The organism is Streptomyces sp. NPDC037290 (genome assembly GCF_055603245.1).
In genome coordinates, this window is the sequence record NZ_JBVJVZ010000002.1 from 880103 (window position 1) to 906797 (window position 26695).

At 70.7% G+C, this 26695-nt stretch carries 22 protein-coding genes; 6 read left to right on the forward strand and 16 right to left on the reverse strand.

The window, feature by feature from the left end; translation table 11 throughout:
* Positions 1–18: 18 nt before the first annotated feature.
* The 5 genes from ACZ7HQ_RS09725 to ACZ7HQ_RS09745 form a co-directional block, all read right to left on the reverse strand.
* Positions 19–330, reverse strand: coding sequence for a hypothetical protein (locus tag ACZ7HQ_RS09725; RefSeq protein WP_470986840.1), 312 nt, complete (start codon positions 328–330; stop codon positions 19–21).
* On the reverse strand, positions 330–1718 hold the full coding sequence (locus ACZ7HQ_RS09730; protein WP_470986841.1) for a hypothetical protein: 1389 nt from the start codon (positions 1716–1718) through the stop codon (positions 330–332). Before ACZ7HQ_RS09730 ends, ACZ7HQ_RS09725 begins: the two co-directional genes overlap by 1 nt.
* Complete coding sequence (locus tag ACZ7HQ_RS09735; protein ID WP_470986843.1) at positions 1715–2212, reverse strand: hypothetical protein; 498 nt, start codon at positions 2210–2212, stop codon at positions 1715–1717. The genes ACZ7HQ_RS09730 and ACZ7HQ_RS09735 overlap by 4 nt, the downstream gene beginning before the upstream one ends.
* A gap of 89 nt (positions 2213–2301) precedes the next feature.
* A complete protein-coding gene (locus ACZ7HQ_RS09740) occupies positions 2302–2796 on the reverse strand; it encodes an NUDIX domain-containing protein (protein WP_470986845.1) in 495 nt (164 codons plus the stop codon).
* 28 nt (positions 2797–2824) lie between these two features.
* A complete protein-coding gene (locus tag ACZ7HQ_RS09745; protein WP_470986847.1) occupies positions 2825–3901 on the reverse strand; it encodes an ADP-ribosylglycohydrolase family protein in 1077 nt (358 codons plus the stop codon).
* 165 nt (positions 3902–4066) lie between these two features.
* Between ACZ7HQ_RS09745 and ACZ7HQ_RS09750 the strand changes: the two genes are divergently transcribed.
* Positions 4067–5203 (forward strand): glycerate kinase, encoded by a 1137-nt coding sequence (locus ACZ7HQ_RS09750; RefSeq protein WP_470986849.1) that lies wholly within the window; start codon positions 4067–4069, stop codon positions 5201–5203.
* 103 nt (positions 5204–5306) lie between these two features.
* On the opposite strand, the gene pssA is transcribed toward ACZ7HQ_RS09750, so the two are convergent.
* The 9 genes from pssA to ACZ7HQ_RS09795 all read right to left on the reverse strand — a co-directional run bounded on the left by pssA (position 5307) and on the right by ACZ7HQ_RS09795 (position 16256).
* Complete coding sequence (gene pssA / locus ACZ7HQ_RS09755; RefSeq protein WP_031224460.1) at positions 5307–6128, reverse strand: CDP-diacylglycerol--serine O-phosphatidyltransferase; 822 nt, start codon at positions 6126–6128, stop codon at positions 5307–5309.
* A gap of 22 nt (positions 6129–6150) precedes the next feature.
* Positions 6151–6807: a phosphatidylserine decarboxylase gene (locus tag ACZ7HQ_RS09760; protein WP_470986850.1), complete on the reverse strand. Its 657-nt coding sequence runs from the start codon at positions 6805–6807 to the stop codon at positions 6151–6153.
* 169 nt (positions 6808–6976) lie between these two features.
* On the reverse strand, positions 6977–8182 hold the full coding sequence (locus tag ACZ7HQ_RS09765; protein ID WP_191872324.1) for an acyl-CoA dehydrogenase family protein: 1206 nt from the start codon (positions 8180–8182) through the stop codon (positions 6977–6979).
* A 3-nt stretch (positions 8183–8185) separates the two neighbouring features.
* Entirely contained in the window at positions 8186–8698 is a 513-nt protein-coding gene (locus ACZ7HQ_RS09770) for a MaoC family dehydratase (RefSeq protein ID WP_019757884.1), read from the reverse strand.
* Positions 8699–8713: 15 nt separating this feature from the next.
* A complete protein-coding gene (locus ACZ7HQ_RS09775) occupies positions 8714–9679 on the reverse strand; it encodes an HpcH/HpaI aldolase/citrate lyase family protein (RefSeq protein WP_470986852.1) in 966 nt (321 codons plus the stop codon).
* Positions 9676–11703, reverse strand: coding sequence for a protein meaA (locus ACZ7HQ_RS09780; RefSeq protein WP_470986854.1), 2028 nt, complete (start codon positions 11701–11703; stop codon positions 9676–9678). Before ACZ7HQ_RS09780 ends, ACZ7HQ_RS09775 begins: the two co-directional genes overlap by 4 nt.
* A gap of 9 nt (positions 11704–11712) precedes the next feature.
* Positions 11713–13050 carry a crotonyl-CoA carboxylase/reductase gene (ccrA, locus tag ACZ7HQ_RS09785; RefSeq protein ID WP_470987140.1) on the reverse strand — a complete coding sequence of 446 codons (1338 nt, stop codon included), beginning with the start codon at positions 13048–13050 and terminating at the stop codon, positions 11713–11715.
* Positions 13051–13483: 433 nt separating this feature from the next.
* The gene (locus ACZ7HQ_RS09790) at positions 13484–14302 is read right to left on the reverse strand and encodes a TetR family transcriptional regulator (protein ID WP_470986856.1); all 819 of its coding nucleotides are present in this window, start codon (positions 14300–14302) and stop codon (positions 13484–13486) included.
* A 154-nt stretch (positions 14303–14456) separates the two neighbouring features.
* Positions 14457–16256 (reverse strand): 3-hydroxyacyl-CoA dehydrogenase family protein, encoded by a 1800-nt coding sequence (locus ACZ7HQ_RS09795; protein WP_470986858.1) that lies wholly within the window; start codon positions 16254–16256, stop codon positions 14457–14459.
* Positions 16257–16649: 393 nt separating this feature from the next.
* Here ACZ7HQ_RS09795 and ACZ7HQ_RS09800 point away from each other — a divergent pair, with 393 nt between their 5' ends.
* A complete protein-coding gene (locus ACZ7HQ_RS09800) occupies positions 16650–17237 on the forward strand; it encodes an adenylosuccinate lyase (protein WP_470986860.1) in 588 nt (195 codons plus the stop codon).
* A gap of 45 nt (positions 17238–17282) precedes the next feature.
* On the opposite strand, the gene ACZ7HQ_RS09805 is transcribed toward ACZ7HQ_RS09800, so the two are convergent.
* Together ACZ7HQ_RS09805 and ACZ7HQ_RS09810 are read right to left on the reverse strand one after the other, a co-directional pair.
* Entirely contained in the window at positions 17283–18848 is a 1566-nt protein-coding gene (locus ACZ7HQ_RS09805; protein WP_470986862.1) for an alpha/beta hydrolase, read from the reverse strand.
* A 185-nt stretch (positions 18849–19033) separates the two neighbouring features.
* On the reverse strand, positions 19034–20065 hold the full coding sequence (locus tag ACZ7HQ_RS09810) for an Rv2578c family radical SAM protein (protein ID WP_470986864.1): 1032 nt from the start codon (positions 20063–20065) through the stop codon (positions 19034–19036).
* Positions 20066–20225: 160 nt separating this feature from the next.
* On the opposite strand from ACZ7HQ_RS09810, the gene ACZ7HQ_RS09815 reads away from it, so the two are divergent.
* The 4 genes from ACZ7HQ_RS09815 to ACZ7HQ_RS09830 all read left to right on the forward strand — a co-directional run bounded on the left by ACZ7HQ_RS09815 (position 20226) and on the right by ACZ7HQ_RS09830 (position 26695).
* Positions 20226–20669: an SRPBCC family protein gene (locus tag ACZ7HQ_RS09815; protein WP_153545860.1), complete on the forward strand. Its 444-nt coding sequence runs from the start codon at positions 20226–20228 to the stop codon at positions 20667–20669.
* 165 nt (positions 20670–20834) lie between these two features.
* Positions 20835–23225: an MFS transporter gene (locus tag ACZ7HQ_RS09820; protein ID WP_470986866.1), complete on the forward strand. Its 2391-nt coding sequence runs from the start codon at positions 20835–20837 to the stop codon at positions 23223–23225.
* A 154-nt stretch (positions 23226–23379) separates the two neighbouring features.
* Complete coding sequence (locus ACZ7HQ_RS09825) at positions 23380–25833, forward strand: ATP-binding SpoIIE family protein phosphatase (RefSeq protein WP_470986868.1); 2454 nt, start codon at positions 23380–23382, stop codon at positions 25831–25833.
* 142 nt (positions 25834–25975) lie between these two features.
* On the forward strand, positions 25976–26695 hold the full coding sequence (locus ACZ7HQ_RS09830; protein ID WP_470986870.1) for a class I SAM-dependent methyltransferase: 720 nt from the start codon (positions 25976–25978) through the stop codon (positions 26693–26695).

The following is a 26695-nucleotide window of genomic DNA, read 5'->3' on the forward strand; positions in this document are numbered from 1 at the left end:
GGGCGTGAGGTGGCCTGTTCAAGCGCCCGTCGCCCAGCGCACTGCGGCGACCGCTCCGAACAGCAGAGCCGGCCCCACCCACCACCAGCGCATGACCCGACGCACCGGCGGCAGTGCCCACACAGCCGCCGCTGCAGCGGCGGCCCCGATGGTCAGGACGCACGACAGGACGATACCCGCATATGCGTCGTCGTCCCATGGCCCGGAGGGGCGGATGCTGAGGGCTGTCCAGCAGAAGTACGCGGCGATGAGGGTGAGAAGGGCCAAAGGCACGGCGAGGACCAGGAGGAGGCAGCCACGGTCGTCGTCCACGCGGGAAGGATCGTTCATCAACGCAGCGCGCTCCTCGCGTCGTTCAGGTTGTTCATGAAGCCACGCCCGTAAGCCTGGGCGTCGTCGCTCTGCCAGTACGGGCCGCCGTTGTAACGCGAGGCGAGCTCCTGGTACTGAGCCGACGTCATTTCTTCGGCCGGCACATTGGCGAACTCGCTCTCCGCCTTGAGCTGCGCCAGGTACTCGGAGGCGATGAAGATGTTCTGCGCGGGATCCTGGAGAGACTCTTCCACCATGCTGCGCTGTTGGTCGGTGAGGTGGTCGGGGTCGTAGCCCAGGACCTCGGCACCCCGTCTCACCTGGATGGCGATGGGGCCCATGGACGTGTTGTCGGGATCGCCGCCGAGACGCCATGGCAGGCTTTCAGGGGCGATCGGGCTGAGCGGAGAGTCAGCCTGTTCACGGATCGTGTCGGTGATGTCGTCGAGAATGCCTGGCTGCCCACCGATCTCCTGCCAGGCGATACCGGCGACCATGTCCGGCGGAAGTCCGGAGTTGTGTGCGGCCGCCTTGATGATGTCCTTATTCGCAGCGATCCAGTCGGTACGCTCCTCTGCGTTGCCGGGCGGGTTCCAGTAACTGTCCTTCGCGCCGGGAAGGTTTGCGACGTGGAGGCGGATGTCGCGCAGAGTCGGGGAGACGATGTCGTTCCCGGCCGTGGGGTAGTAGTCCTGCTTCGGGCCGCTGCCGGCCAGCCGTGTCAGAGGGTTGGCACTTGCTTCGGCTGCCTCCCGCCGCAACTCGGCGATGGCCGGGACGATGTCGACGCGGTGGACGAAGCCCATGCGGAAGTCCGGCAACAGGTCGTAGGCCTGCTTGAGTTGATGCAGGCCGATCTCACGTGCCTCGTGCTCCGTGGTCTTGGCCAGATGGAAGTCACCGCCAGCCGCGTCGTGCAGTCGGTTCGCGTCGTCGCGTATGTCGTCGACGTCCATGGTCAGCTCGGCGAAGAAGTCCATGACGCCGGTGGTGGCTCGCATGTCCTCCCACTGGCGCATCGGCTCAGCCTCTTGCGCCTCGCGGGTGATCGCCGTGCCCTTGGTGTGGATCAGTTTCGCGAGAGCCTGCTCGTTGGCCTTGCCGTTGGAGTAGTGCGCCTTGGCGACCTCCAGTGCGAACGCGTAGTCGGTCAGCGCGCCGGAGGCCTTGTCGTAGCCCTCCGCCAGCTCTGAGACCAGCTTGCGCGCCTCGGCGAGCCGGGATTCGTAGTGTTGGCTGCCCGCGCTCTTCCACTGCGTGTGTTTCTCGGCCTTCTCGGCCGAGGCGAGCACCGCGACAAGCATGTCATGCAGACGCCGGAACTCCTGCGCGTTGCGTTCCACGAGGGGAGGGCTGCAACTGTCCAGGAACTCGACGTCCTTGCGATGGCTGATGCCGGAGCTCATCGGGCCTCCGGGGCTACGTACTGGCCGTAGCGGAGGACGTCGTCGAGAAAACGCTGCGCCGCATCACCGTCGACCTGCACGAAGTCGTTGCCCGCGGTTCGCAGACGGGTGGAGAGCGCCGCGAACAGGGCCACAGCGTCCAGGTACTGGTCGTCGGCGAAGTGCGCGAACCGTTCCACCTGCTTGGCCACGTCCTCGGGCGCTCGTGGCTCCCGGGCCATGGTGGTGAGCTCGGCATCCGGACGGCCCTCCTGAAGGAAGCCCGCTATCTCGATCAGCAGGTTCGCATTGCCGTTGATCGAGTCGGCCTTTGCCACCAGGCTTGCGGCGGGCGCGATGTCTCCGCCGCCGTCCGCCGGTACCTGATCGATCTGCATGCCCGTCGACCGGCGCGCCAGGGCGTCGGCCTTCAACTGGGCCCACTCCTCGTCGAACGACAACCCGCTCCCCCTCCTGGCTGCTGCAAGCACTGTTTCGAACAGCCAGCCGATCATGCCATTGGGGAGTGCTTTACGGAAGCCGGACCATCTCTTTGTCAAGGGGAGTGTCGCGGCGCCTTACCCGCGCCGCTGGAAATGGCAGGTCAGGCCACCCGCCGGCCGTTCTCCAGTTCCGCCGTGCCGGTGCCGTCCCTGAGGACGTCCAGGGCGGTCAGGACGCGGTGGCCGAGGGCGTCGGGCAGGTGGGTGGTGATCTCCTCGCGGGGGACCAGGCGCCAGGACAGCAGCTCCTCCTCCTGGAGGCGGATGGCCTTGAGGTCGCCGTCGGTGAGGACACCGCCGTCGTACAGGTACGCCACCAGCGGCGGTGCGCCCTGGATGTGCACCCAGTCCACGGTCAGCAGCCGGCCGAGCCGCCGGTCGAGCCCGATCTCCTCCAGCGTCTCCCGGCGGGCGCCCTCGCGCGGGGTCTCCCCGTCGTCCGACTCGATCGTGCCGCCCGGAAGCGCCCAGCCCTCGCGGTAGTTGGGCTCGACCAGCAGCACCCGCCCCTCGGCGTCCCGGAAGAGCGCGGCGGCACCGGCGAGGACACGGGGCAGGCCGGCGATGTACGTGGCGAAGTCAGGAGTCGTGGTCATTCAGGAAGGGTAACCAGCCGCCGTACGGTTACGGGGCGGCGGTCACCAGGCGCAGGGTGCGTTCCGCCAGCGCACTGATCCGTACGCCGTCGAAGCCGAACACCGCGCTCCGTACCGTGTCCTGAAGCGGGTCCTTCCACTGGGCGGGGATCGCCTCCGCGCCGGTGAGGACCCCGGCCACCGAGCCGGCCGTCGCCCCGTTGGAGTCGGTGTCCAGCCCGCCGCGCACGGTCAGCGTGATGGTCCGGGTGAAGTCGCCGTCGCCGTACAGCAGCCCGGCGGTGAGCACGGCGGCGTTCGGGACCGTGTGGATCCAGCCGAGCCCGGCGGTCTGCGCGGACAGCGTCGCCAGGGTCTCCTCCCAGGGCAGCCGCGCCTCGTGCAGGGACATGACCCGCCGTACGGTACGGGCGAGCCGGCAGCTCGCCGGGATCACGCCGAGCGCGCTCTCCAGCGCGTCCCGCACGGTCGGCGCGGTGAACGCCGCCGCGATCAGCGCGGCCGCCCACATGGCGCCGTAGACGCCGTTGCCGGTGTGCGAGAGCACCGCGTCCCGGCGGGCCAGAGAGGCGGCGCCCGCCGGGTCGCCGGGGCGGGTCCAGCCGTGGACGTCGGCGCGGATCAGGGCGCCGATCCACTCCTGGCAGGGGTTGTCGTACGTCGCCGTCAGCGGCGGCTTCAGCCCGTTCGCGAGGTTGCGGTACGCCGCCCGTTCCGCGGTGAAGGTCTGCAGGTACGGCAGCCTGAGCAGCCACAGGTCACCGACCTGCTCGGTGCTGAAGCCGAAGCCGTGCGTCTCCAGCAGGTGCAGGCCGAGGATCGCGTAGTCGACGTCGTCGTCGCGGCAGCTGCCGTGGATCCGGCCGCGCACGCACTCACGCCACTCCGGGCGCAGTACGGCGGTCTCGGCCGGGTCGGCGGGTTCGGGCAGGTAGTCGGTGAGCGGCAGGGCCGCCGCCTTGCGCAGGTAGCGGTCGATGCGTTCACGGGTCCACACCTCGCCCTGTTCGACCGGCTTGCCGAGCATGTTGCCCGCGATCCGGCCGACCCAGCCGCCGTGGACGCGGTCGGCGAGGGCGGCGGGTCCGGGGCGCTGGCTGGTCATGGCTGGGGTCTACCCGTTTTCCGCGGCGTGGTCCCAGCTGCTTCCCAGCCTTCGGTCGGGGCATGACGGCGAGGGTGTCCTCCGGTTATGGTCGCAGCGGCGCGACTGGCCCTGACATGCGCGGGGCCCGGAGAGCAAGGGGAAAGCAAGGTGGCGGACGCTGCAGTGAACGAGACCCGTCGGGTGCTCATCGCCGCGGACAAGTTCAAGGGCTCGCTGACGGCCGTGCAGGTCGCCGAGCGGGTGACGGCTGGGCTGCGCCGGGTCGCGCCGGACGTTCCGGTCGAGGCGCTGCCCGTGGCCGACGGCGGCGACGGGACCGTGGACGCGGCGGTCGCGGCCGGTTTCGAGCGGCGGGAGGTACGGGTCGCAGGGCCGCTCGGGCAGGAGGTCACGGCCGCGTTCGCGCTGCGCGGCGACACCGCGGTCGTGGAGATGGCCGAGGCCAGCGGTCTGCAGCGCCTCCCGGCCGGCGTCTTCGCGCCCCTGACGGCCTCGACGTACGGCTCCGGCGAGATGCTGCGGGCCGCGCTCGACGCGGGCGCGCGGACGATCGTGTTCGGCGTCGGCGGCAGCGCCACGACGGACGGCGGCGCGGGCATGCTGTCCGCGCTGGGCGCCCGGTTCCTGAACGAGGACGGGGAACCGGTGTCCCCGGGCGGCGGGGGGCTCGCCGACCTGGCGCGCGCCGACCTGTCCGGCCTGGACCCGCGCCTGTCCTCGGTGGAACTGGTGCTGGCCAGCGACGTCGACAATCCGCTGACGGGGCCCAAGGGCGCGCCGGCGGTGTACGGCCCGCAGAAGGGCGCCACGCCGGACGACGTGGACACCCTGGACGCGGCGCTCGCGCACTTCGCCAAGGTGCTGGAGGCCGAGGCCGGGCCGCGTGCGGCGCAGTACGCGGCGTCGCCGGGCGCGGGCGCGGCGGGCGGCATCGGCTACGGCGCGCTGCTCCTGGGCGCGCGTTTCCGCCCCGGTATCGAGGTCATGCTGGACGTCCTGGGCTTCGCCCCCGCGCTGGAGCGGGCCTCGCTGGTCATCACCGGTGAGGGTTCGCTGGACGAGCAGACGCTGCACGGGAAGGCGCCGGCGGGTGTCGCTGCGGCGGCTCGGGCGGCGGGGAAGCCGGTGGTCGCGGTGTGCGGGCGGCTCGCTCTGCCCGGGGAGGCGCTGCTGCGGGCCGGTATCGAGCGGGCCTACCCTCTCACGTCGGTCGAGCCCGACGTCGCCAAGTGCATCGCGGATGCGGGGCCGATTCTTGAGCGGGTCGCCGTGCGGATCGCTGAGGACCGCTTGGGCTGAGGTCCCTGGGGCGGAGCCCCCAGGTGGGCCGCACAAGCGAGGGGCCCCGGACCAGTCACTGGTCCGGGGCCCCTCGGTATAAGCGCCGCAGGCGTGCGCACCGCTACGGAAGCTGCGCCGCCCGCGCCTCGCGGCGGTTGTCACGGAAGTTGTTCACCCGCCGAGCCGTGGCGAACAACGGGATCACCGCGCCCATGACCAGCTGCAGCGCACAACCCGTCTGCAGCAGCAGCTGCCCGCTGGGCGCGTCGAAGGCCCACGCCGCCAGCAGGCCCATGGACAGCACGATCCAGGACAGCATGGCCCCGGCCAGGCGCCCCCTCGGCTTCGGGTACTCCACCCGGCTCACCATCAGCCAGGCCGTGCCGAGGATCGCCAGCAGCGTCGCCACGAACGGCAGCTCCAGGAGCACGATCGAGACGACCGTCAGCGCTCCGAACGGCGACGGCATGCCCTGGAACATGCCGTCCTTCATCGTCACGCAGGAGAAGCGCGCCAGTCGGAGGACGACCGCGAGGAGCACCACGATGGCCCCCAGCGCCGCCATCCTCTGGTGCGCGTCGTCCGCGACCATGCCGTAGACGAGCACGAAGTACGCGGGCGCGAGCCCGAAGCTGATCAGGTCGGAGAGGTTGTCCAGCTCCGCGCCCATCGGCGACGAGCGCAGCTTGCGGGCCACCAGTCCGTCGAACAGGTCGAAGACGGCCGCGCAGAGCATCAGGATGACGGCGGTGGCGGCGCTGTGCCGCGCCATGCCCGCGGACTCGTCGTTCCCGGTCAGGTGCGGGATCAGGATGCCGGTGGTGGTGAAGTACACCGCCATGAACCCGCACGTGGCGTTGCCCAGGGTGAGCGTGTCCGCTATCGACAGACGGAGAGAAAGAGGCATCTCCTCCTCGTCGTCCACCTCGTCGGCCTCGGGCACCCAGCCCGCCTGGGTCTCCGGATCAATCACGGTCAATGCGAGTCACCCCAGCCACGGTCTTCTGTCCGACCTCGACCGCGACCTCCACGCCCTCGGGCAGGTAGAGGTCGACACGCGAGCCGAAGCGGATCAGACCGATACGGTCGCCCTGCTCGACCTTCGTGCCCTGAGGGATGTAGGGGACGATGCGGCGGGCCACCGCGCCGGCGATCTGGATCATCTCGATGTCGCCGAGTTCGGTGTCGAAATGCCAGACTACGCGCTCGTTGTTCTCGCTCTCCTTGTTGAAAGCCGGAACGAAGCCGCCGGGGACGTGCTCGACCGACGTCACCGTGCCCGAAAGGGGCGCGCGGTTGACGTGGACGTTCAGCGGGCTCATGAAGATCGCGACGCGGGTGCGTCCGTCCTTCCACGGCATGATGCTCTGCACCACACCGTCGGCGGGCGAGATGACCCGGCCCTGGGCGATCTCACGCTCGGGGTCGCGGAAGAACCACAGCATGCCCGCCGCGAGCGCGGTGGCGGGCACGGCCACGGCCCGGGCCGCACCGGAGCGGCGGGCGCGGGCCAGGCTGAGGGCTGCGGTGGCGACGGTCGGGAGAAGCCACGGCGATGCTCCGCGCGCGAGGCGTACGCCGGCTCGGCTGTCGCGAGGTGCAGAGGTTTGGCTGTGGGGCATGGATGACCTTCGTAGCGGATGATGCCGCGCAAGACGGGGGACGGCGGCTTTCCGGGGATCGTACCGGTCGGGGGCTGCAACTGGGCAAGCCAGCCTGCCGAGTCGACGGCTGAAGAGTACCTACGGGGTGTGATCTTCTTCTCGAAGAAAACACCCCGTATCCGGACAATCAACCCTGGAAGCGATACTCTTCGAGCAGCCTGCGACCGATGATCATTTTCTGGATCTCGGCGGTACCTTCACCGATGAGCAGCATCGGGGCCTCGCGGTAGAGGCGCTCGATCTCGTACTCCTTCGAGAAGCCGTAGCCGCCGTGGATCCGGAAGGCGTCCTCCACGACCTCCTTGCAGTACTCGGAGGCGAGGTACTTCGCCATCCCGGCCTCGAGGTCGTTCCGCTCGCCGGAGTCCTTCTTGCGTGCCGCGTTGACCATCATCGCATGCGCGGCCTCGACCTTGGTCGCCATCTCCGCCAGCTTGAACTGGATGGCCTGGTGCTGGGCGATCGGCTTGCCGAAGGTGTGCCGCTGCTGGGCGTACTGGACGCCGAGCTCGAAGGCGCGCTGGGCGACGCCGCAGCCGCGCGCGGCCACGTTGACCCGGCCGACCTCGACGCCGTCCATCATTTGGTAAAAACCTCGGCCCGTGACCCCGCCCAGCACCCGATCGGCCGGAAGGCGCAGGCCGTCCATGATCAGCTCGGTGGTGTCGACGCCCTTGTAGCCCATCTTCTCGATCTTGCCGGGGATGGTGAGGCCCGGGCGGACCTCGCCGAAGCCCGGCTCCTTCTCGATCAGGAAGGTCGTCATGGACTTGTGGGGCGCCGTGCCCTCGGGGTGGCCTTCGTCACTGCGCACGAGGACGGCCACGAGCGAGGAGGTGCCACCGTTGGTCAGCCACATCTTCTGGCCGTTCAGGACGTACTCGTCGCCGTCCTTGACCGCCTTCGAGGTGATCGCCGACACATCGGAGCCCAGGCCCGGCTCCGACATCGAGAAGGCGCCCCGGATGTCGCCGGCCGCCATGCGGGGCAGGAAGTGGTCCTTCTGCTCCTGCGTGCCGTGCTGCTTGAGCATGTACGCGACGATGAAGTGGGTGTTGATGATGCCGGACACCGACATCCAGCCCCGGGCGATCTCCTCCACGCACAGTGCGTAGGTGAGCAGCGACTCGCCCAGGCCCCCGTACTCCTCGGGGATCATCAGACCGAACAGGCCGAGCTCCTTGAGCCCGTCGACGATCTGCTGCGGGTACTCGTCGCGGTGCTCCAGCCCGGTCGCGACCGGGATGATCTCCTTGTCGACAAAGTCACGGACCGTCGAGAGGATCTCCTGCTGGACGTCGGTCAGACCGGCGGTCTGGGCGAGACGGGCCATGGCCTACTTCTCCTGCTGCTTGAGTTCCGGGCGACCGGGCTGCTCGCCGCCGCGCTCCTTGATGTACGTCTCGGTCGGCACCATGACCTTGCGGCGGAAGACGCACACGAGCGTGCCGTCCTGCTTGTAGCCCTTGGTCTCGACGTAGACGATGCCGCGGTCGTTCTTCGACTTCGACGGCCACTTGTCGAGCACGGTCGTCTCGCCGTAGATGGTGTCGCCGTGGAAGGTCGGCGCCACGTGCTTGAGCGACTCGATCTCCAGGTTGGCGATCGCCTTGCCGGAGATGTCCGGGACGGACATGCCGAGCAGCAGCGAGTAGATGTAGTTCCCGACGACGACGTTCTTGCCGAAGTCCGTCGTCTTCTCCGCATAGTTCGTGTCCATGTGGAGCGGGTGGTGGTTCATGGTGAGGAGACAGAACAGGTGGTCGTCGTACTCCGTGACCGTCTTGCCCGGCCAGTGCTTGTACGTCGCCCCGACCTCGAACTCCTCGTAGGTGCGTCCGAACTGCATCGTGCTCAGGGCTCCTCAGCTGGCGGGGATCTCGAACTTCGACGTGCGCTGCATGCCGGCGGCGCGGCCCTTGCCGGAGATGACCAGGGCCATCTTGCGGCTGGCCTCGTCGATCATCTCGTCGCCGAGCATCGCGGAGCCCTTCTTGCCGCCCGCCTCGGACGTGTAGTAGTCGTACGCGTCCAGGATCAGCTCGGCGTGGTCGTAGTCCTCCTGGGAGGGCGAGAAGATCTCGTTGGACGCCTCGACCTGGCCCGGGTGCAGCACCCACTTGCCGTCGAAACCGAGGGCCGCGGCGCGCCGGGCGACCTCGCGGTAGCCGTCGATGTTGCGGATCTGCAGGTAGGGCCCGTCGATCGCCTGGAGGTTGTTGGCGCGGGCGGCCATCAGGATCTTCATCAGGATGTAGTGGTAGGCGTCCGCCGGGTAGCCGGGCGGCTGCTCGCCCACGACCAGGGACTTCATGTTGATGGACGCCATGAAGTCGGCCGGGCCGAAGATGATGGTCTCGACGCGCGGGGAGGCCTGCGCGATCGCGTTGACGTTGTTCAGGCCCTGCGCGTTCTCGATCTGGGCCTCGATGCCGATCTTGCCGACCTCGAAGCCCATGGTCTTCTCGATCTGGGTGAGCAGGAGGTCGAGCGCGACGACCTGCTCGGCCGTCTGCACCTTCGGCAGCATGATGCAGTCGAGGTTCTGGCCGGCGCCCTCGACGACCGTGACGACGTCGCGGTACGTCCACTCGGTCGTCCAGTCGTTGACCCGCACGACCCGCGTCTTGCCGGTCCAGTCGCCCTCGTTGAGGAACTTGACGATGGTGTGCCGCGCCTCGGGCTTGGCGAGCGGCGCGCACGCGTCCTCCAGGTCCAGGAAGACCTGGTCCGCCGGGAGACCCTGCGCCTTCTCCAGGAAGCGCGGGTTGCTGCCCGGTACGGCCAGGCAGGAGCGCCGCGGGCGAAGGCGGTTGACGGGGGTGGTCATGCGGGGACCTCCAGGGGGTCGAGCTTGTTCGCTTTCCGGATCTCGTCGACGATCGCGCCGATGATTCCGGTGATGTCGAAGTCCTTCGGGGTGAAGACGGCGGCCACTCCGGCGGCCCTGAGCTGCTCGGCGTCACCGTTCGGGATGATGCCACCTGCGATCACCGGTATATCTGTGGCACCGGCCACACGCAGCCGCTGGAGCACGTCCGGCACCAGCTGGGCGTGCGAGCCGGACAGGATCGACAGGCCGACCGCGTGCACGTCCTCGGCGAGGGCGGCGTCCACGATCTGCTCGGGCGTCAGGCGAATGCCCTGGTAGACCACCTCGAAGCCGGCGTCGCGCGCGCGGACGGCGATCTGCTCGGCGCCGTTGGAGTGCCCGTCCAGGCCGGGCTTGCCGACCAGGAAGCGCAGCTTGCCGACGCCGAGGTCGCGGGCGGTGGCGTCCACCTTGGCCCGGACCCCGGCGAGCGCCGAGCCCGGCTCGGCGGCGACCGCGACCGGCGCGGAGGACACCCCGGTGGGCGCCCGGAACTCGCCGAACACCTCGCGCAGGGCCGCCGCCCACTCGCCGGTCGTGACCCCGGCGCGGGCGCACTCCAGCGTGGCCTCCATCAGGTTGTCCGTGCCCTTGGCGGCCTCCTTCAGCCGCTCCAGCGCCTTGCAGGGGCGCGGGTGGTTGAAGGGCGGCTGGTAGCGGGTGTCGCGCCAGTGCTGCAGCGAGGCGATGACCCGGGCCTCGACCGCCGGGTCGACCGTCTGGATCGCCGTGTCCAGGTCGGCCGTCAGGGGGTTCGGCTCGGTGCCCTCGAACGCGTTGACCCCGATGATCTTCTCCTCGCCGGACTCGATCCGGGCCCGGCGCTCGGCGTGCGAGGAGACCAGCTGGGACTTCAGGTAGCCGGACTCCACGGCGGCCATCGCGCCGCCCATCTCCTGGATCCGGTCGATCTCCGCGAGGGCGTCGGCGACCAGCTGCTCCACCTTCGCCTCGATCACCTTCGAGCCCTCGAAGATGTCCTCGTACTCCAGCAGGTCGCTCTCGTAGGCGAGTACCTGCTGGATGCGCAGCGACCACTGCTGGTCCCAGGGGCGGGGCAGGCCCAGGGCCTCGTTCCAGGCCGGCAGCTGTACGGCACGCGCGCGTGCGTCCTTGGAGAGGGTGACCGCCAGCATCTCCAGCACGATCCGCTGGACGTTGTTCTCCGGCTGCGCCTCGGTCAGGCCGAGCGAGTTGACCTGGACGCCGTAGCGGAAGCGGCGCTGCTTGGGGTTCTCGATGCCGTACCGCTCCCGCGTGACCTTGTCCCAGATGCGGCCGAACGCCCGCATCTTGCACATCTCCTCGACGAAGCGGACGCCCGCGTTCACGAAGAAGGAGATACGGGCGACCACGTCACCCATGCGCTCCTGCGGCACCTGGCCGGAGTCGCGCACCGCGTCGAGCACGGCGATGGCGGTGGACATCGCGTACGCGATCTCCTGCACCGGCGTGGCCCCGGCCTCCTGCAGGTGGTAGCTGCAGATGTTGATCGGGTTCCACTTCGGGATGTGGGAGACCGTGTACGCGATCATGTCCGTCGTCAGGCGGAGCGACGGCCCCGGCGGGAACACATGGGTTCCGCGGGACAGGTACTCCTTGACGATGTCGTTCTGCGTCGTGCCCTGGAGCTTGGTGATGTCCGCGCCCTGCTCCTCGGCGACGACCTGGTAGAGCGCCAGCAGCCACATGGCGGTGGCGTTGATCGTCATCGAGGTGTTCATCTGCTCCAGGGGGATGTCCTGGAACAGCCGGCGCATGTCACCGAGGTGCGAGACGGGCACGCCGACCCGGCCGACCTCGCCGCGGGCGAGGATGTGGTCGGGGTCGTAGCCGGTCTGCGTCGGCAGGTCGAACGCCACCGACAGGCCGGTCTGGCCCTTGGCGAGGTTGCGCCGGTACAGCTCGTTGGACGCCTCGGCCGTCGAGTGGCCGGCGTACGTCCGCATGAGCCACGGACGGTCCTTCTGACGCTCTGTCATCTATGGCTCTCAGACGTTCCGGAAGCGGTTGATGGCGTCGATGTGCTTGGCGCGCATCTCCTCGTCGCGCACGCCGAGGCCTTCCTCGGGCGCGAGGCAGAGCACGCCGACCTTGCCCTGGTGCAGGTTGCGGTGGACGTCGTAGGCGGCCTGGCCGGTGTCCTCGAGGGCGTACGTCTTCGACAGGGTCGGGTGGATCTTGCCCTTGGCGATGAGGCGGTTGGCCTCCCAGGCCTCGCGGTAGTTGGCGAAGTGCGAGCCGATGATCCGCTTCAGGGACATCCACAGGTAGCGGTTGTCGTACTCGTGCATGTAGCCCGAGGTCGAGGCGCAGGTGGTGATGGTGCCGCCCTTGCGGGTGACGAAGACCGAGGCGCCGAAGGTCTCGCGGCCGGGGTGCTCGAAGACGATGTCGATGTCCTCGCCGCCGGTGAGCTCGCGGATGCGCTTGCCGAAGCGCTTCCACTCCTTGGGGTCCTGGGTCTGCTCGTCCTTCCAGAACTTGTAGCCCTCGGCGTTGCGGTCGATGATCGCCTCGGCGCCCATGGACCGGCAGATGTCCGCCTTCTGGTCGCTGGAGACGACGCAGATCGGGTTGGCGCCGCCGGCCAGCGCGAACTGCGTGGCGTACGAGCCGAGGCCGCCGCTCGCGCCCCAGATCAGCACGTTGTCGCCCTGCTTCATCGCCGCGCCGTTGCGGGAGACCAGCTGGCGGTAGGCGGTGGAGTTCACCAGGCCGGGGGCGGCGGCCTCCTCCCAGCTGAGGTGGGCCGGCTTCGGCATCAGCTGGTTGGACTTGACGAGCGCGATCTCGGCGAGGCCGCCGAAGTTGGTCTCGAAGCCCCAGATGCGCTGCTCGGGGTCGAGCATCGTGTCGTTGTGGCCGTCGCTCGACTCCAGCTCGACGGACAGGCAGTGCGCGACGACCTCGTCACCGGGCTTCCAGGCGTTGACACCCGGGCCGGTGCGCAGGACGACGCCCGCGAGGTCGGATCCGATGATGTGGTACGGCAGGTCGTGCCGCTTGGTGAGCTCGCTGACCTTGCCGTAGCGCTCAAGGAACCCGAACGTGGACAGCGGCTCGAAGATCGAGGTCCACACCGAGTTGTAGTTGACCGAGGAGGCCATGACGGCCACCAGGGCCTCGCCCGGGCCGAGTTCCGGCACGGGCACCTCGTCGAGGTGGATCGACTTGCGCGGGTCCTTGTCGCGGGTCTCGAGGCCCGCGAACATCTCCGTCTCGTCCTTGTGCACGGTGATCGCGCGGTACGAGTCGGGGAGCGGCAGGGCGGCGAAGTCGGCGGACGTGGCGTCCTTCGACTGGATCGCGTCCAGGATGTCCTTCACGGTCACGGTGTTGCCTCCGGCGGTGAGCGCCCTGAGGGAGGGGCGCTGGGGGATCGTCGGTGCTGCTGCTGAGAGTGCTGCTGAGGGTTTTCGGGGATGCCGTCGGTTCGGCTCTGTGGTGCTTCGGCAGCGCTTTGTGGCGCGGGAGGTTGCCTGTGACGCAGGCGTCCGGGCGCGCAAGCGCATCGGCTTGCGGGGACAGCCGGCGAGCGAACGGTCTCTGCTCGCCGGCCGCCCGGACACCTTCAACGTATGACACCGCGTGTCAGGTGACAAGGCACTGAGTGCCAGAACTTGGCCTCAGATGAAATCTTTACGTAACAAATGAGCGATGATCGATCGAACGGGGCCTGAAATCCGCTCGAAAACGGGCCCTGACATGGCAAAACGGCCACCCCGAAGGGTGGCCGTGATCACAACGAACGGGTGCGCCTCAGCGCTCCTTCAGTGCCTCCTCGATGGTCCGCATGACCTCGTCCAGCGGAGCGTCGGTGCGGGCGACCGTGACGAGCACCTCACCGTGCGCCGAGGCCGTCGCCGGGGCGGTGGCGGCCGGCCTGGGGGCCGAACTCCGTCCCGCGCCGATGCCGGTGCCGAACGTCTTCCGCACGATCGCGAAGGCGTGGTCGAGCTGCGCCTCCACATCGCCCTGGCCGCCCGCCCGCAGCCAGCGCCGCAGCACGTGGTTGTGGGCGGTGACGACGGCGGAGGCGGCCACTTCGGCCAGCAACGGGTCGTCGTTGGCGTCGTCGGCGTGGGCGTGCTCGTCGAAGTGGCCGAGCAGATAGCGGGTGAACAGGCGCTCGTAGCGGGCCACCGAGGCGATCTCGGCCTCCCGCAGGGTCGGCACCTCGCGGGTGAGCTTGTAGCGGGCGACGGAGATCTCCGGGCGCGCCGCGTACATCTTCATGACTTCCTTGATGCCGCGGCACACGGTGTCGAGCGGGTGCTCGTGCGCGGGGGCGGCGTTGAGGACCGCCTCGGCGCGGATCAGCGTGTCGTCGTGGTCGGGGAAGATCGCCTCTTCCTTGGAGCGGAAGTGGCGGAAGAAGGTGCGGCGGGCGACCCCGGCGGCGGCCGCGATCTCGTCGACGGTGGTCGCCTCGTACCCCTTGGTCGCGAACAGCTCCATGGCTGCGGCCGCCAGTTCTCGGCGCATCTTGAGCCGCTGGGCGGCGGCGCGACTGCCTGCGGCACTTTCCGGCGCGTCGGGCGTAGCTGGTGTACGTGAGGACTTGGCGGGCTGGGACATGACCCGAACGTACTGCATGTGCGCAGTTCGGTGCGCGGGTGAGGGGTTTCCCCCGCCCCCGGAGCCGCCCCCGCCCCAGCAGGGCGGGGGAGCGTCCGAGGGGCCGAGCAGTCCGCCCCAGTCCGTCTCCGCGTGGGACCAGTCGCCGGCGCCGTCAGCGGCGGGCATACTCGCGGAAGCCACGGCCGGTCTTGCGGCCGAGGCAGCCCGCGGCCACCAGGTGCTCCAGCAGCGGCGCCGGGGCGAGGCCGGGGTCGCGGAACTCCCGGTGCAGGACCTTCTCGATGGCCAGCGAGACGTCCAGGCCGACCACGTCCAGCAGCTCGAAGGGGCCCATCGGGTAGCCGCCGCCGAGCTTCATCGCCGCGTCGATGTCGTCCAGGGACGCGTAGTGCTCCTGGACCATCTTGATCGCGTTGTTGAGGTACGGGAACAGCAGCGCGTTCACGATGAAGCCGGCCCGGTCGCCGCAGTCCACCGCGTGCTTCTTGATCTTCCCGCAGACCTCGCGGACGGTCGCGTGGACCTCGTCCGCTGTCAGCACCGTCCGCACGACCTCGACCAGCTTCATCGCCGGCGCCGGGTTGAAGAAGTGCATGCCGATCACGTCCTGCGGCCGCGAGGTGGCGCGGGCGCAGGCGACGACGGGCAGCGAGGAGGTGGTGGTGGCGAGGACCGCGCCGGGCTTGCAGACCTTGTCCAGCGTGGCGAACAGCTGCCGCTTGATCTCCAGGTCCTCGGCGATCGCCTCGACGGCCAGGTCGACCTCGGCGAAGGCGTCGTACGAGCCCGCCGGCGTGATCCGGTCCAGGATCTGTGCGGCGGCCTCGGCGGTCAGCCGGCCCTTGTCGACAGAGCGTGAAAGCGACTTGCCGATACGGGCCTTGGCGGTCTGGGCCTTCTCCGCGCTGCGGGCGGCCAGCACGACGTCGTAGCCCGCCTTGGCGAACACCTCGGCGATGCCGGACGCCATGGTGCCCGAGCCGGCGACGCCCACCGAGTGGACTTCGCGGCCCTGAGCCGTCGCTCCGTTCGCGTCCGGGGTGAGCGCGTCCGGCACCACCGTGGCACTGCCCGGCGCCGCGTAGGTGTAGAAGCCGCGCCCGGACTTGCGTCCGGTCAGGCCCGCCTCGCTGAGCTGCTTCAGGATCGGGGCCGGGGCGTGCAGCCGGTCGCGGGACTCGGCGTACATGGCCTCGAGGACCGTACGAGCCGTGTCGATGCCGATCAGGTCCAGCAGCGCCAGCGGGCCCATCGGCAGACCGCAGCCGAGCCGCATCGCCGCGTCGATGTCCTCGCGGGAGGCGTAGCGCGCCTCGTACATCGCGGCGGCCTGGTTGAGGTAACCGAAGAGCAGACCGTCCGCGACGAAGCCCGGGCGGTCGCCGACCGCGACCGGCTCCTTGCCCAGCTCGATCGCGAGGTCCGTGACGGCGGCGACGGCCTGCGGCGCGGTCAGCACCGAGGAGACCACCTCGACCAGCTTCATCGCCGGCGCCGGGTTGAAGAAGTGCAGGCCCAGCACCCGTTCGGGGCGGGCGGAGTCGGCGGCGAGGCGGGTGACCGACAGGGCGTTGGTGCCGGTGGCCAGGATCGTCTCGGGGCGGACGACACGGTCCAGTTCGCGGAAGATCTGGTGCTTGATCTCGTACGACTCCGGGGCCACCTCGATGACGAGGTCGGCGTCGGCCGCCGCGGTGAGGTCGGTTGCGGTGCGGACCCGGGCCAGCGCCGCGGTGCGCTCCTGCTCGGTGAGCCGGCCGCGCTCGACACAGCGGGCGGTGGAGGCCTCCAGGGCGGCGAGCGACTTCGCGGCCTGGGCCTCGCTGATGTCGATGCCGATCACCTCGCGGCCGGCCTTCACGAGGACCTCGGTGATGCCGGTGCCCATGGTGCCGAGGCCGACGACGGCGATCGTCTTGAGCGTGGACTGGGGGGACAGGGGAGTGGCCATCGCGGGACTCCAGGAATGAGGGTGACGACGAGGAGCGCGCCGGGTGCACCTGAGGGGCGCACCGCGGAGCGGAAAGGAGTGCGGGTGTTGCCGGGCTACGAGCGCACACGCCCGGTGCTGCCGGTGCCACGGGCGATGCACACGCCCACGAGCGGCAAACGGCAGGGAATCCGACCGGCCCTGTCCCGGAGCCGGGTCGTACTGCGGTACACGACGTACCGAACCGACAACGCTCACGACGGCTGCGTCACCAAACCGTCGCCAGCGGAAGTGCGAGTGGGTAACTCGCTCGTCTGAGCTTAACCGGCCAGTAACGAGCGCGCCAGCCCTGAGTCCGGCCGGACTTTGTGATGTGGCTCCCTCGTCCCCCGCGACGCCCCTACGCTGGAGTTCGTGGACGAAGAGTTGCGATCACTCACGGAGCGCTCACGGCAGGAGTCGCGCGGCTCGGCGGCGTACGACCGGCTGCTGGCGACCGAGGACCACGACGAACTCGCGGAGGTGCTCACCGCGCCCGGACAGCCGCTGTGGGCCAGGGAACTGGCCGCGTTCCGGCTCGGCCTCGCGGGCGACCGGCGCGCCTTCGAGTCCCTGGTGCTCCTCCTCAATCACCGCGACCCCCCGCGCTGCGCCTCCGCTGCCTACGCCCTCGCCCGCCTGGGCGACCCCCGCACGGCCCGCGCGGCCGCCGCCCTCGCCACCAACGAACTCCGCGTCGCCTACGCCCTGCACCCGGTCCGCCTGCTGACCGAGCTGCACGCCCCCGAGTCCGTGCCCGCCCTGATCACCACCCTGGAACGCCGGCTGCGCCCGCACGACCCGTACCGCCGGGTCGCCCTCGCCTGCGTGGAGGGCCTCGGCACCCTGGGCGACCCCCGCGCCCGCCGGGTCCTGACCGAGGCCCTGGCCCACCCGGCCCTGGCCGAGGCGGCGGTGCACGCGCTGGCACGGATCCCGGAGCAGAAGGAGAAGGCGAAGTGACGGAGCGCGCGGGCCGCGGCCGGGCTCCGGTGCGGCCCGGAGGCCCTAGCGGCGGAAACCCAGCAAGCGGTGCAGGGCCGCGCCCCGCGCAGCGGCCGACGTCACCTTCGCCGTGGCCGGGGGCTTCGGGTCGGGGGCCTTCGCGCAGACCGCGTCGGTGATCCCCGTGCCCCGCGGGACCCGGCCGTCCGTCAGATAGGCGGCCAGATAACGGTCCAGGCAGGCGTTGCCGCTCAGCGTGACGCCGTGGTTGCCGCCGCCCTCCTCGACCACCAGGCTGGAGCCGGCGAGCAGCCGGTGGACGGTGACACCGCCGGTGTACGGCGTGGCCGCGTCGTTCGTCGCCTGGAACAGCAGCACCGGCGGCAGCTTGGCGTTGGTGATGTCCACCGGCTTGCGTTTCGCGGTCGGCCAGAACGCGCACGGCGCGTTGTACCAGAGGTTGTTCCAGGCCATGAAGGGCGCCTTGGTGTACACCGCCCAGGCGTCCGCGCGCCACTGCTGCCAGTCCCCGGGCCAGGAGGTGTCCCGGCACTGCACCGCCGAGTAGACGCTGTAGCCGTTGTCGCCCGAGCCGTGCACGGCACCGAGGTTCTCGTACGCCTCCACCAGCGGCCCGGTCCTCTTGTCGCGCGCGTACGCCGCGAACGCCTCGGCGAGGTCGGGCCAGTAGCCGTCGTAGTAGCCGCCCGGGATGAAGGTGTCCTCCAGTTCCGAGGCGCCCACCTTGCCGCCGGCCGGCTGCTTCGCCAGCGCCGCCCGCATCGCGTACCACGCGGCCTCGACCTTCTGGGGGTCCTTGCCGAGGTGGTACGCCGAGTCGTACCGGGCGATCCAGGCCATCAGCGCACGGTGGCGGTCGTCGAAGGCGTGGTCCTGGCCGAGGTTGTCCTGGTACCAGACACCGGTCGGGTCGACGATCGAGTCCAGCACCAGGCGGCGGACCCGCTCCGGGTACAGCTTCGCGTACACCGCGCCGAGGTAGGTGCCGTAGGAGTAGCCGAAGTAGCTGATCCGTGGCGCGCCGAGCGCCGTGCGGATCAGGTCCATGTCGCGCACGGTGCTGACCGTGTCGATGTACGGCAGCACGTCGGCGTACTTGCGGCCGCAGGCGGCGGCGAAGGACCGCGCGCGGTCGAGGTTCGTCCGCTCCAGCGCGGCCGTGGCGGGCACGGTGTCCGGGCGCACCGCCTTGAAGTGCCCGGGCGCGCAGTCGAGGGCCGGGCTGCTCGCGCCGACCCCGCGCGGGTCGAAGCCGATGACGTCGTACTGCGCCGCGACGTCCCGGGGGAGTGACGAGGCGACGAGTCCGGCGAGGTCCAGGCCGCTGCCGCCGGGTCCGCCGGGGTTGACCAGCAACGGGCCCTGGGAGGTCTGCGCGGTGTGCGGGACGCGGGAGAGCGCGAGCGTGATCTGCCGGCCCGACGGGTCCGCGTGGTCCAGCGGCACTCTCAGGGAGGCGCACTGGAGGGTCGGATAGTCGTCGGTGCCGCACTTCTGCCAGGTGAGCCGCGCGCCGGGGGCGGCCGGGGCGGCTTGCGCCGGCAGACCCGTGACCGAGCCCGCCAGCACGGCGGCGGCTGCGCACAGCACGGCTGCGCGTGTTCTCATGCGTCCTCCCGGGACGGAGGTGTCGGCGGACCGCGAGGGTCACCCCTCTCGCCGCATCGTCCCGGTATCAGGACTCTGAAGAACGCCTTATAGGCATAGTTGACCCGTTTGGGTTGCCCGAAGCCCTCGAACGCCCGCACTCCGGGGACGGTCCATGTGTCTGCGGGAGCGTCGGCCGGGATCGGTTACAGGAGTGTGAGCTGGGTCGGCTCCGACGCGTCGGCGGGTTCCGCCGGGCGGATCCGGCGGGCCAGAGCCGCGCGCGTGGGTCCGATGCCGTACTCCTGCGCCAGCTCGTGCACCTGACGGGTGATCCGGCGCTGGTACCACTTGGGCGCGTAGGCGCCCTCCGCGTACAGCCGCTCGTAGCGGCGCACCAGGTGCGGATGGTGCCTGCCGAGCCAGGCCATGAACCACTCCCGCGCGCCGGGGCGCAGGTGCAGCGTCAGCGGGGTCACCGAGGTGGCCCCGGCCGCCGCTATCGCCTGCACCGTGGCGCGCAGTTGGGCCGGATGGTCGCTCAGGAACGGGATCACCGGCGCCATCAGCACCCCGCAGCCGATGCCGTGCTCGCCCAGGGTGCGCACGACGTCCAGCCGCCGTTCCGGTGCGGGGGTGCCCGGCTCCACCGTGCGCCACAGCTCCGTGTCGAGGAAGCCGACGGAGACCGAGATGCCCACGTCCGTCACCTCGGCCGCCCGCACCAGCAGGTCCAGGTCGCGCAGGATCAGGGTGCCCTTGGTGAGGATCGAGAACGGGTTGGCGTGCTCGGTCAGGGCGCCGATGATGCCCGGCATCAGCCGGTAGCGGCCCTCGGCGCGCTGGTAGCAGTCGACGTTCGTGCCCATCGCCACGTGGTCGCCCTGCCAGCGGCGGGAGGCGAGCTGGCGGCGCAGCACCTCGGGCGCGTTCACCTTGACCACGATCTGGGTGTCGAAGCCGATGCCGGTGTCGAGGTCCAGATAGCTGTGCGTCTTCCTGGCGAAGCAGTAGACGCACGCGTGCGTGCAGCCCCGGTAGGGATTGACGGTCCACTCGAACGGCATGCGCGAGGCGCCCGGCACCCGGTTCAGCACCGAGCGCGCCCGGACCTCGTGGAAGGTGATCCCGCGGAACTCGGGCGTGTCGAAGGTGCGGCTGACGACGGCGTCCGCGCCGAACAGTGCGGTCCCGGCCCGGCCGTGTTCGCTCTCCCCTGTGAGGTTCTCCCAGCGCATGACGCCTCCTCGGTAGCACTGCGCCACACAATAGAACATCTGTTCCCATGATCGTGCGACCTGGGCCGTCGGCCCCTGACGCGCCCCCCGATTTGGGTGGCCGGGCACCGGGGTGGTTGGCTTGCCCCAACCCCGAGAAACCAGGTCCTGGAGGAACGCAATGGCGCAGGTCGAGGCCACTACGGAGCGGGTCGTCGCGGCGGACGCGGAGAAGGTGTTCGACGCCCTCGCCGACTACCGCGGCACACGGCAGAAGCTGCTGCCCGAGCACTTCAGCGAGTACGAGGTCCGCGAAGGCGGCGACGGCGAGGGCACCCTCGTCCACTGGAAGCTCCAGGCCACCAGCAAGCGCGTGCGCGACTGCCTCCTGGAGGTCAGCGAGCCCACCGACGGTGAGCTGGTCGAGAAGGACCGCAACTCCTCCATGGTCACCACCTGGCGCGTCACCCCCGCCGGGGAGGGGAAGTCCCGGGTCGTCGTCACCACCACCTGGAAGGGTGCCGGCGGCATCGGCGGCTTCTTCGAGAAGACCTTCGCCCCCAAGGGCCTCGGCCGCATCTACGACGCCGTGCTCGCCAGGCTGGCCGCCGAGGTCGAGAAGTAGACCCGAACCCCGGGACCGTGAAGGGGGGTTGAGCCCCGGGCGCGCCCCCTTCACCGGTTCGAGTGGACCTCCCGCTCGTCCCGAACCGTGCCGTAACTCGCCGAAGTTGTTCGCAGTTGTCGCCTTACGCGGGAAATGTGACAGGTGCGGCGAGGGGAGCGGTACGTGAGCGGGACGACTCTGATGCGGGACGAGCCGCTCACGGCGCCGCCGGGCGCACCCGCGGACCCACCGGCCGGGGCCGGAGAACTCGGTGCGCCCCGCGTGCGGTTGGTGTTCTTCGGGCTGATGCTCGCCCTGCTGCTCGCGGCGCTCGACCAGATGATCGTCGCGACCGCGCTGCCGAAGATCGTCGGCGAACTGCACGGCCTGGACCGGATGTCCTGGGCGATCACCGCCTATCTGCTCACCTCCACCATCGGCCTGCCCCTGTACGGCAAGCTCGGCGACCTGTTCGGGCGCAAGGGCGTCTTCCAGTTCGCCATCGCGGTCTTCGTCGTCGGCTCCGCACTCGCCGGCCGGGCGCAGACCATGGACCAGCTGGTCGCCTTCCGCGCACTCCAAGGGGTCGGCGCGGGCGGACTCATGATCGGCGTGCAGGCGATCATCGCCGACATCGTGCCGCCCCGGCAGCGCGGCCGCTACATGGGCCTGATCGGCGCCGCCTTCGGTCTCGCCTCCGTCGCCGGACCCCTGCTCGGCGGCTACTTCACCGATCACCTCTCCTGGCGCTGGTGCTTCTACGTCAACGTCCCCTTCGGCCTGGTCACCCTGGCCGTCGTCACCCTCGTCCTGAAGCTCCCCAAGCCGCTCAGCCGTGGCCGCCTCGACGTCCTCGGCGCGCTGCTGCTGGCCGTCGCCTCCACCTGCCTGGTCCTGCTGACCAGTTGGGGCGGCACCGAGTACGCCTGGGGCTCCCGGCAGATCACCGGGCTCGGCGCCGGCGCGTTCGCCGCCGTCGTCCTCTTCCTCGCCGCCGAGCGCTTCGCCGCCGAACCGCTCATCCCGCTGCGGCTGTTCCGCGACTCCGTCTTCACCGTCTCCGGCCTGGTGGGCCTCGTGATCGGCGTCGCCCTGTTCGGCGCCGCCAGCTACCTGCCGACCTTCCTGCAGATGGTCGACGGGGCCAGCGCCACCGAGTCCGGGCTCCTGATGCTGCCCATGATGGCCGGGATCGTCGGCGCCTCCGTCATCGGCGGGCAGCTCATCAGCCACACCGGCCGCTACAAGATCTACCCGGTGCTCGGCGGCGCCGTCTCCGCCGCGGGCATGTGGCTGCTGTCCCGCCTCGAAGTGGACACGCCCCGGCTGCACTACAGCATCTGGATGGCCGTCCTCGGCGCCGGCATCGGCATGGTGATGCCGGTCCTCGTCCTCGCCGTGCAGAACTCCGTGCGGCCCGCCGACCTCGGCACCGCCACCAGCGCCAACAACTACTTCCGGCAGATCGGCGGCAGTGTCGGCGCCGCGGTCTTCGGCACCCTCTTCGCGAACCGGCTCACCGGCGCCCTGCGCAGACAACTGCCGCCGCGCACCGGCTCCCGGCTGCCCGACGCCGAGTCCATCACCCCGCAGCTCGTCCACGCGCTGCCGCCGGCCCTGCGCGACGCCTACGTCCGCGCCTACGCCGACGCGATGCCCCGGATCTTCCTCTACCTCGTCCCGGTGCTCGTCCTCGGCACGCTCATCGCCTTCTTCCTCAAGGAGAAACCACTGGTGTCCCACCACACCACCGAAACCGAGCCCGGCACAGCGCCCCCCAACACGCCGATCCCCCAGGCGCGTTCCCCGCACGCCGCCGGCATCCCCGTCTGCGGCACAGTGCAGCACCCCGACGGCACCGTGGTGCCCCGCGCGGCGCTCACCCTCATCGACGTCGCCGGAGCGCAGATCGGCCGGGGTGCGAGCGGCGAGGACGGGCGGTACGCGCTCAGCACGCCCGGCTCGGGGTCGTACGTGCTCATCGCCGCCGCCGGCGGCCACCAGCCGCAGGCCGTCTCCGTCACCGTCGGCGAACGGCCCGTCGAACTCGACGTCGTCCTCGGCGGCGCCGGGCGCCTCGCCGGCAGCGTGCTCACCGCCGACGGCAGCCCGGTGCGCGACGCCACCGTCACCCTCACCAACGTGCACGGCGAGGTCGTCGCCACGACCCGCAGCGGCCGTGAGGGCGGTTACGTCATCACCGAGCTGGTCGCCGGCGAGTACACGCTCGCCGCCAGCGCCCCCGCCTTCCGCCCGGCCGCCCTCCCGGTCACCGTGCAGGCATCCCGGGAGACCCGGCAGGACGTCGAACTCGCGGGCGGCGCCGTGCTGAAGGGCACCGTCCGGGCGAGCGGCGGACGGCCCGTGCAGGACGCGCGCGTGACGCTGCTCGACGCCGCCGGGAACGTCGTCGACACCCTCACCACCCCAGCGGACGGAACATTCCGGTTCGTCGACCTCTCGTCCGGCGAGTACACCGTCATCGCCGCCGGTTACCCGCCGGTCGCCACCGTGCTCCAGGTCGCGGGCGGGGGCCGTACCGAACGGGACCTCCAACTGGGCCACGAGGACTGAGCGGGGGCGCGCGCAGGGCGCTGAGCTGCGCGCCGGTGCGATCCGGTGAAACCAATTCCGGGATTGCCACACATCGCGACCGGACGCCGCCGTACCGTAGTGGCGGGCGGCACAGATCGTTTGCGTACAGCCGTGGGGAGAGAGGGCCTGGGCCATGGACCGTGGCAGCGAGCGGGACACACCTCCCGGGCGCGGCGTCGGCAGCGCGGCGGGCCGGATTCCGTTGGCCGTGGTCGTCGTCGACCGCGAGGGCCTGGTGTCCCACTGGAGCAGCGGCGCGCGGCGCCTGTTCGGCGTGGACAGGGAGGACGCCGTCGGGCGTGCCGCGGCCGACCTGCTGCCCGTCTCCGGCGCCCTCCCCGAGGACCTGCGCGGCGACGCGATGCCGGACGCGTACGAGGAGTACGGCGCGGTCGGCCCCGACCTGGAGGCATCCCTCGACGGGCAGACCGCCTACGCCACCGCCGGCCGCGCCCGTCTCTTCCCGCACCCGCACGAACCGTCCGGCGAGCGGCTCGACGTGCTGTGGTGGGCCTACCCGCTGATCGGCCCCGGACCGTCCCGGCTGCTCGTGCTCGCCGCCGACGCCACCCGGCTGCGCGACGAGCGCGGATACGACGACGAGACCGCCGAACGCATCTCGCCCGGCTTCGCCCGCCACACCGAGCTGCCCGCCTTCGAGGAACTGGAGCGGCGGCTGCCCGAGATCCTGCCCAACATGGGTCCGGGACCGAGCGGCCGCATCGTCTCCCAGGTGCTCGAACTGGGTTATCCCGTCCTGGAGTTCAGCCAGTTCGACCGGGTGCCCGTCACGCCGTACTGGGGCGTGCCCCGCCGCCCCGGACGCACCCGCACCGAGCCCGCCGTACCGCAGCAGCAGCGGCGCACGGCGGTCACCGTGGTCCCGCACGGCGCCGAACAGGACCTGGAGTACACCGCCGTGCGCGAGCGGCTGGAGTTCCTCAACGAGGTCAGCTCCGCGATCGGTTCCTCCCTGGACCTCGGCGCGACCATCCGCGAGGTCACCAGCGCCGCCGTACCCCGGTTCGCGGACTTCGCGGGCACCCATCTGCGCGCGGCCGTCCTTGCCGGCGAGGGCTTCCCGGACGGTCCGCCGGACGCGCACACGGTGATGTTCCGCGTGTGGGTCGAGCACAACGACGAACCGGGCCGCTGGGACGACACCGTGCCCGTGGGCGAGGCCTTCGCCTTCCCCGAACACACCCCGTTCTACAAGTGCATGGTCACCGGCGAACCGGTGCTCATCCCACGCGTCACCGAGGAGCTGAGCGAGCGCATCTCCGGGGAGTTCGAGAAGCGGGACCTCAGGCCGCTCATCGGCGGGCGCTCCCTGCTGATCGTCCCGCTCAAGGCCCGTAACGTCGTCCTCGGCTTCATGGTGCTGATGCGCCGCCCGGACCGCCAGGCCTTCGACGACATCGACCGCACCACCGGTGCCGAACTCGCCGCCCGGGCGGGCCTCGTGCTCGACAACGCCCGCATGTACACCTACCAGGAGAACGTCGCCGACACCCTGCAGGACAGCATGCTCCCGCAGGTCAGCCCCCGGATGGCCGGCTGTGACGTCGCCACCCGCTATCTGCCCGGCACCCGGCTCGGCCGGATCGGCGGCGACTGGTTCGACACCATCAAACTGCCCGGCTCGCGCACCGCCCTCGTCGTCGGCGACGTGATGGGGCACGGGCTCAACTCGGCCGCGATGATGGGACAGTTGCGCACGGCCGTGCAGACCATGGCCACCATGGAGACGCCGCCCGCCCAGCTGCTGCGCAACCTCGACGACCTGGCCCGCAGGCTCGGCGACAACTACCTCGCCACGTGTCTGTACGCCGTGTACGACCCGATCCGCGGCGAACTGCACCTCGCCAACGCCGGCCACATCCCACCCGTGCTGGTCCACGCCGAGGACGGCAGCAGTGCACTCCTCGAGCTGCCCACCGGCGCCCCCATCGGCGTCGGCGGCGTCCCCTTCGAGGCCACCCGGATCACGGTCAGGCCCGGCGACCGGCTGGTGCTGTGCACCGACGGACTGGTCGAGGTGCGGGGCTCCGACATCGGCGAGGGCCTCGCCGCGCTCTGCGAGTCCGCCGCGCACCCCGCCGCCTCCATGGACGACGCCTGCGACACCATCATCCGCGCCCTGAACACCCGCGGCGGCCGCAAGGACGACGTCGCCCTCCTCATGGCCCGCCTCAACGGCATCCCCCACGACCACGTCGCCGAATGGCGGCTCGACGCCGACCCGCGCGAGGTCTCCCGGGCCCGCCGCGAGGTCCGCGGACAGCTCCTCGCCTGGGGGCTGCCGCACGCTGTGGAGACCGCTGAGCTGCTGGTCAGCGAGGTCGTCACCAACGCCGTCCGGCATGCCCAGAGCGAGCCGGTCGGGCTGCGCGTGGTCCGCACCGACGCGTTGCTGTTCGAGGTCACCGACGACGAACCGGGCCTGCCCGCCATGGTGAGCGCCGGCCCCGGCGACGAGTCGGGCCGCGGCCTGCGCGTGGTGAGCCGGCTGGCCCGGGAGTGGGGCGCCAGCGCCACCGGGCACCGTAAGACCGTGTGGTTCGAACAGACCATCACCGGAAGATGACCAGAAGGGGCGTGCAGCTTACCGCTGTGCGCCCCCGGCGTGGTCCGGCGTCCGTACATCCGGTGAAGGTGGCCGCGCGCCCCTTGCCCCGCCGTGGGTCCCCGCGATATCCCGATCACGGAACCGAACCGTGGGAGATCGCATGAACGTCTCGGACAAGTACCGCAGCAACTGGGAGAGTTACTGGAGCGAGACCTCCGACGAGGCGGGCGAGGCGATCTGGGACTGCGATCCCGCCCTGTCCGCCGAACCGCACAGCGCGCTGCTGCTGCCCCACGCGGACCCGGCGCGCACCATCGTCGACCTCGGCTGCGGCAACGGCACCCAGACCCGGTACCTCGCCACCCGGTTCGCGCAAGCCGTCGGCGTCGACCTCTCGCACGCCGCCGTCGAGCACGCCCGCCGCGCCACACCGGGCGACTCCGTGGAGTTCCAGCAGCTCGACCTCACCGACGGCGATGCCGTGCGCGCCCTGCACGAGCGGCTTGGCGACGTCAACGTCTACATGCGGGCCGTCATCCACCAGAGCGAACCCGAGGCGCGGCCCGCGGTCGCGGCCGCCGTCGCCGAGCTCCTCGGCAGCGAGGGCCGCGCGTTCGTCGCCGAACTCACCTCCGGCTCCCGGCACGTCCTCAAGCGCGCGGCGTCCGGACCGGACGGCCCGGGGCCCAAGCTCCGGCGGGTCTTCCACCACGGGCTCAAGCCCGCCGACGCCGACGACGAGGAGATCCCGCGGCTGCTCGGCGAGGCCGGCCTGAAGGTCCTCGCCGACGGCGAGACGGTCCTGCCGCAGACCGAGAACCTGTCCGACGGCACCCGCATCGACCTGCCGGCCCGCTGGTTCGTCCTGGCTCGGGCGTAG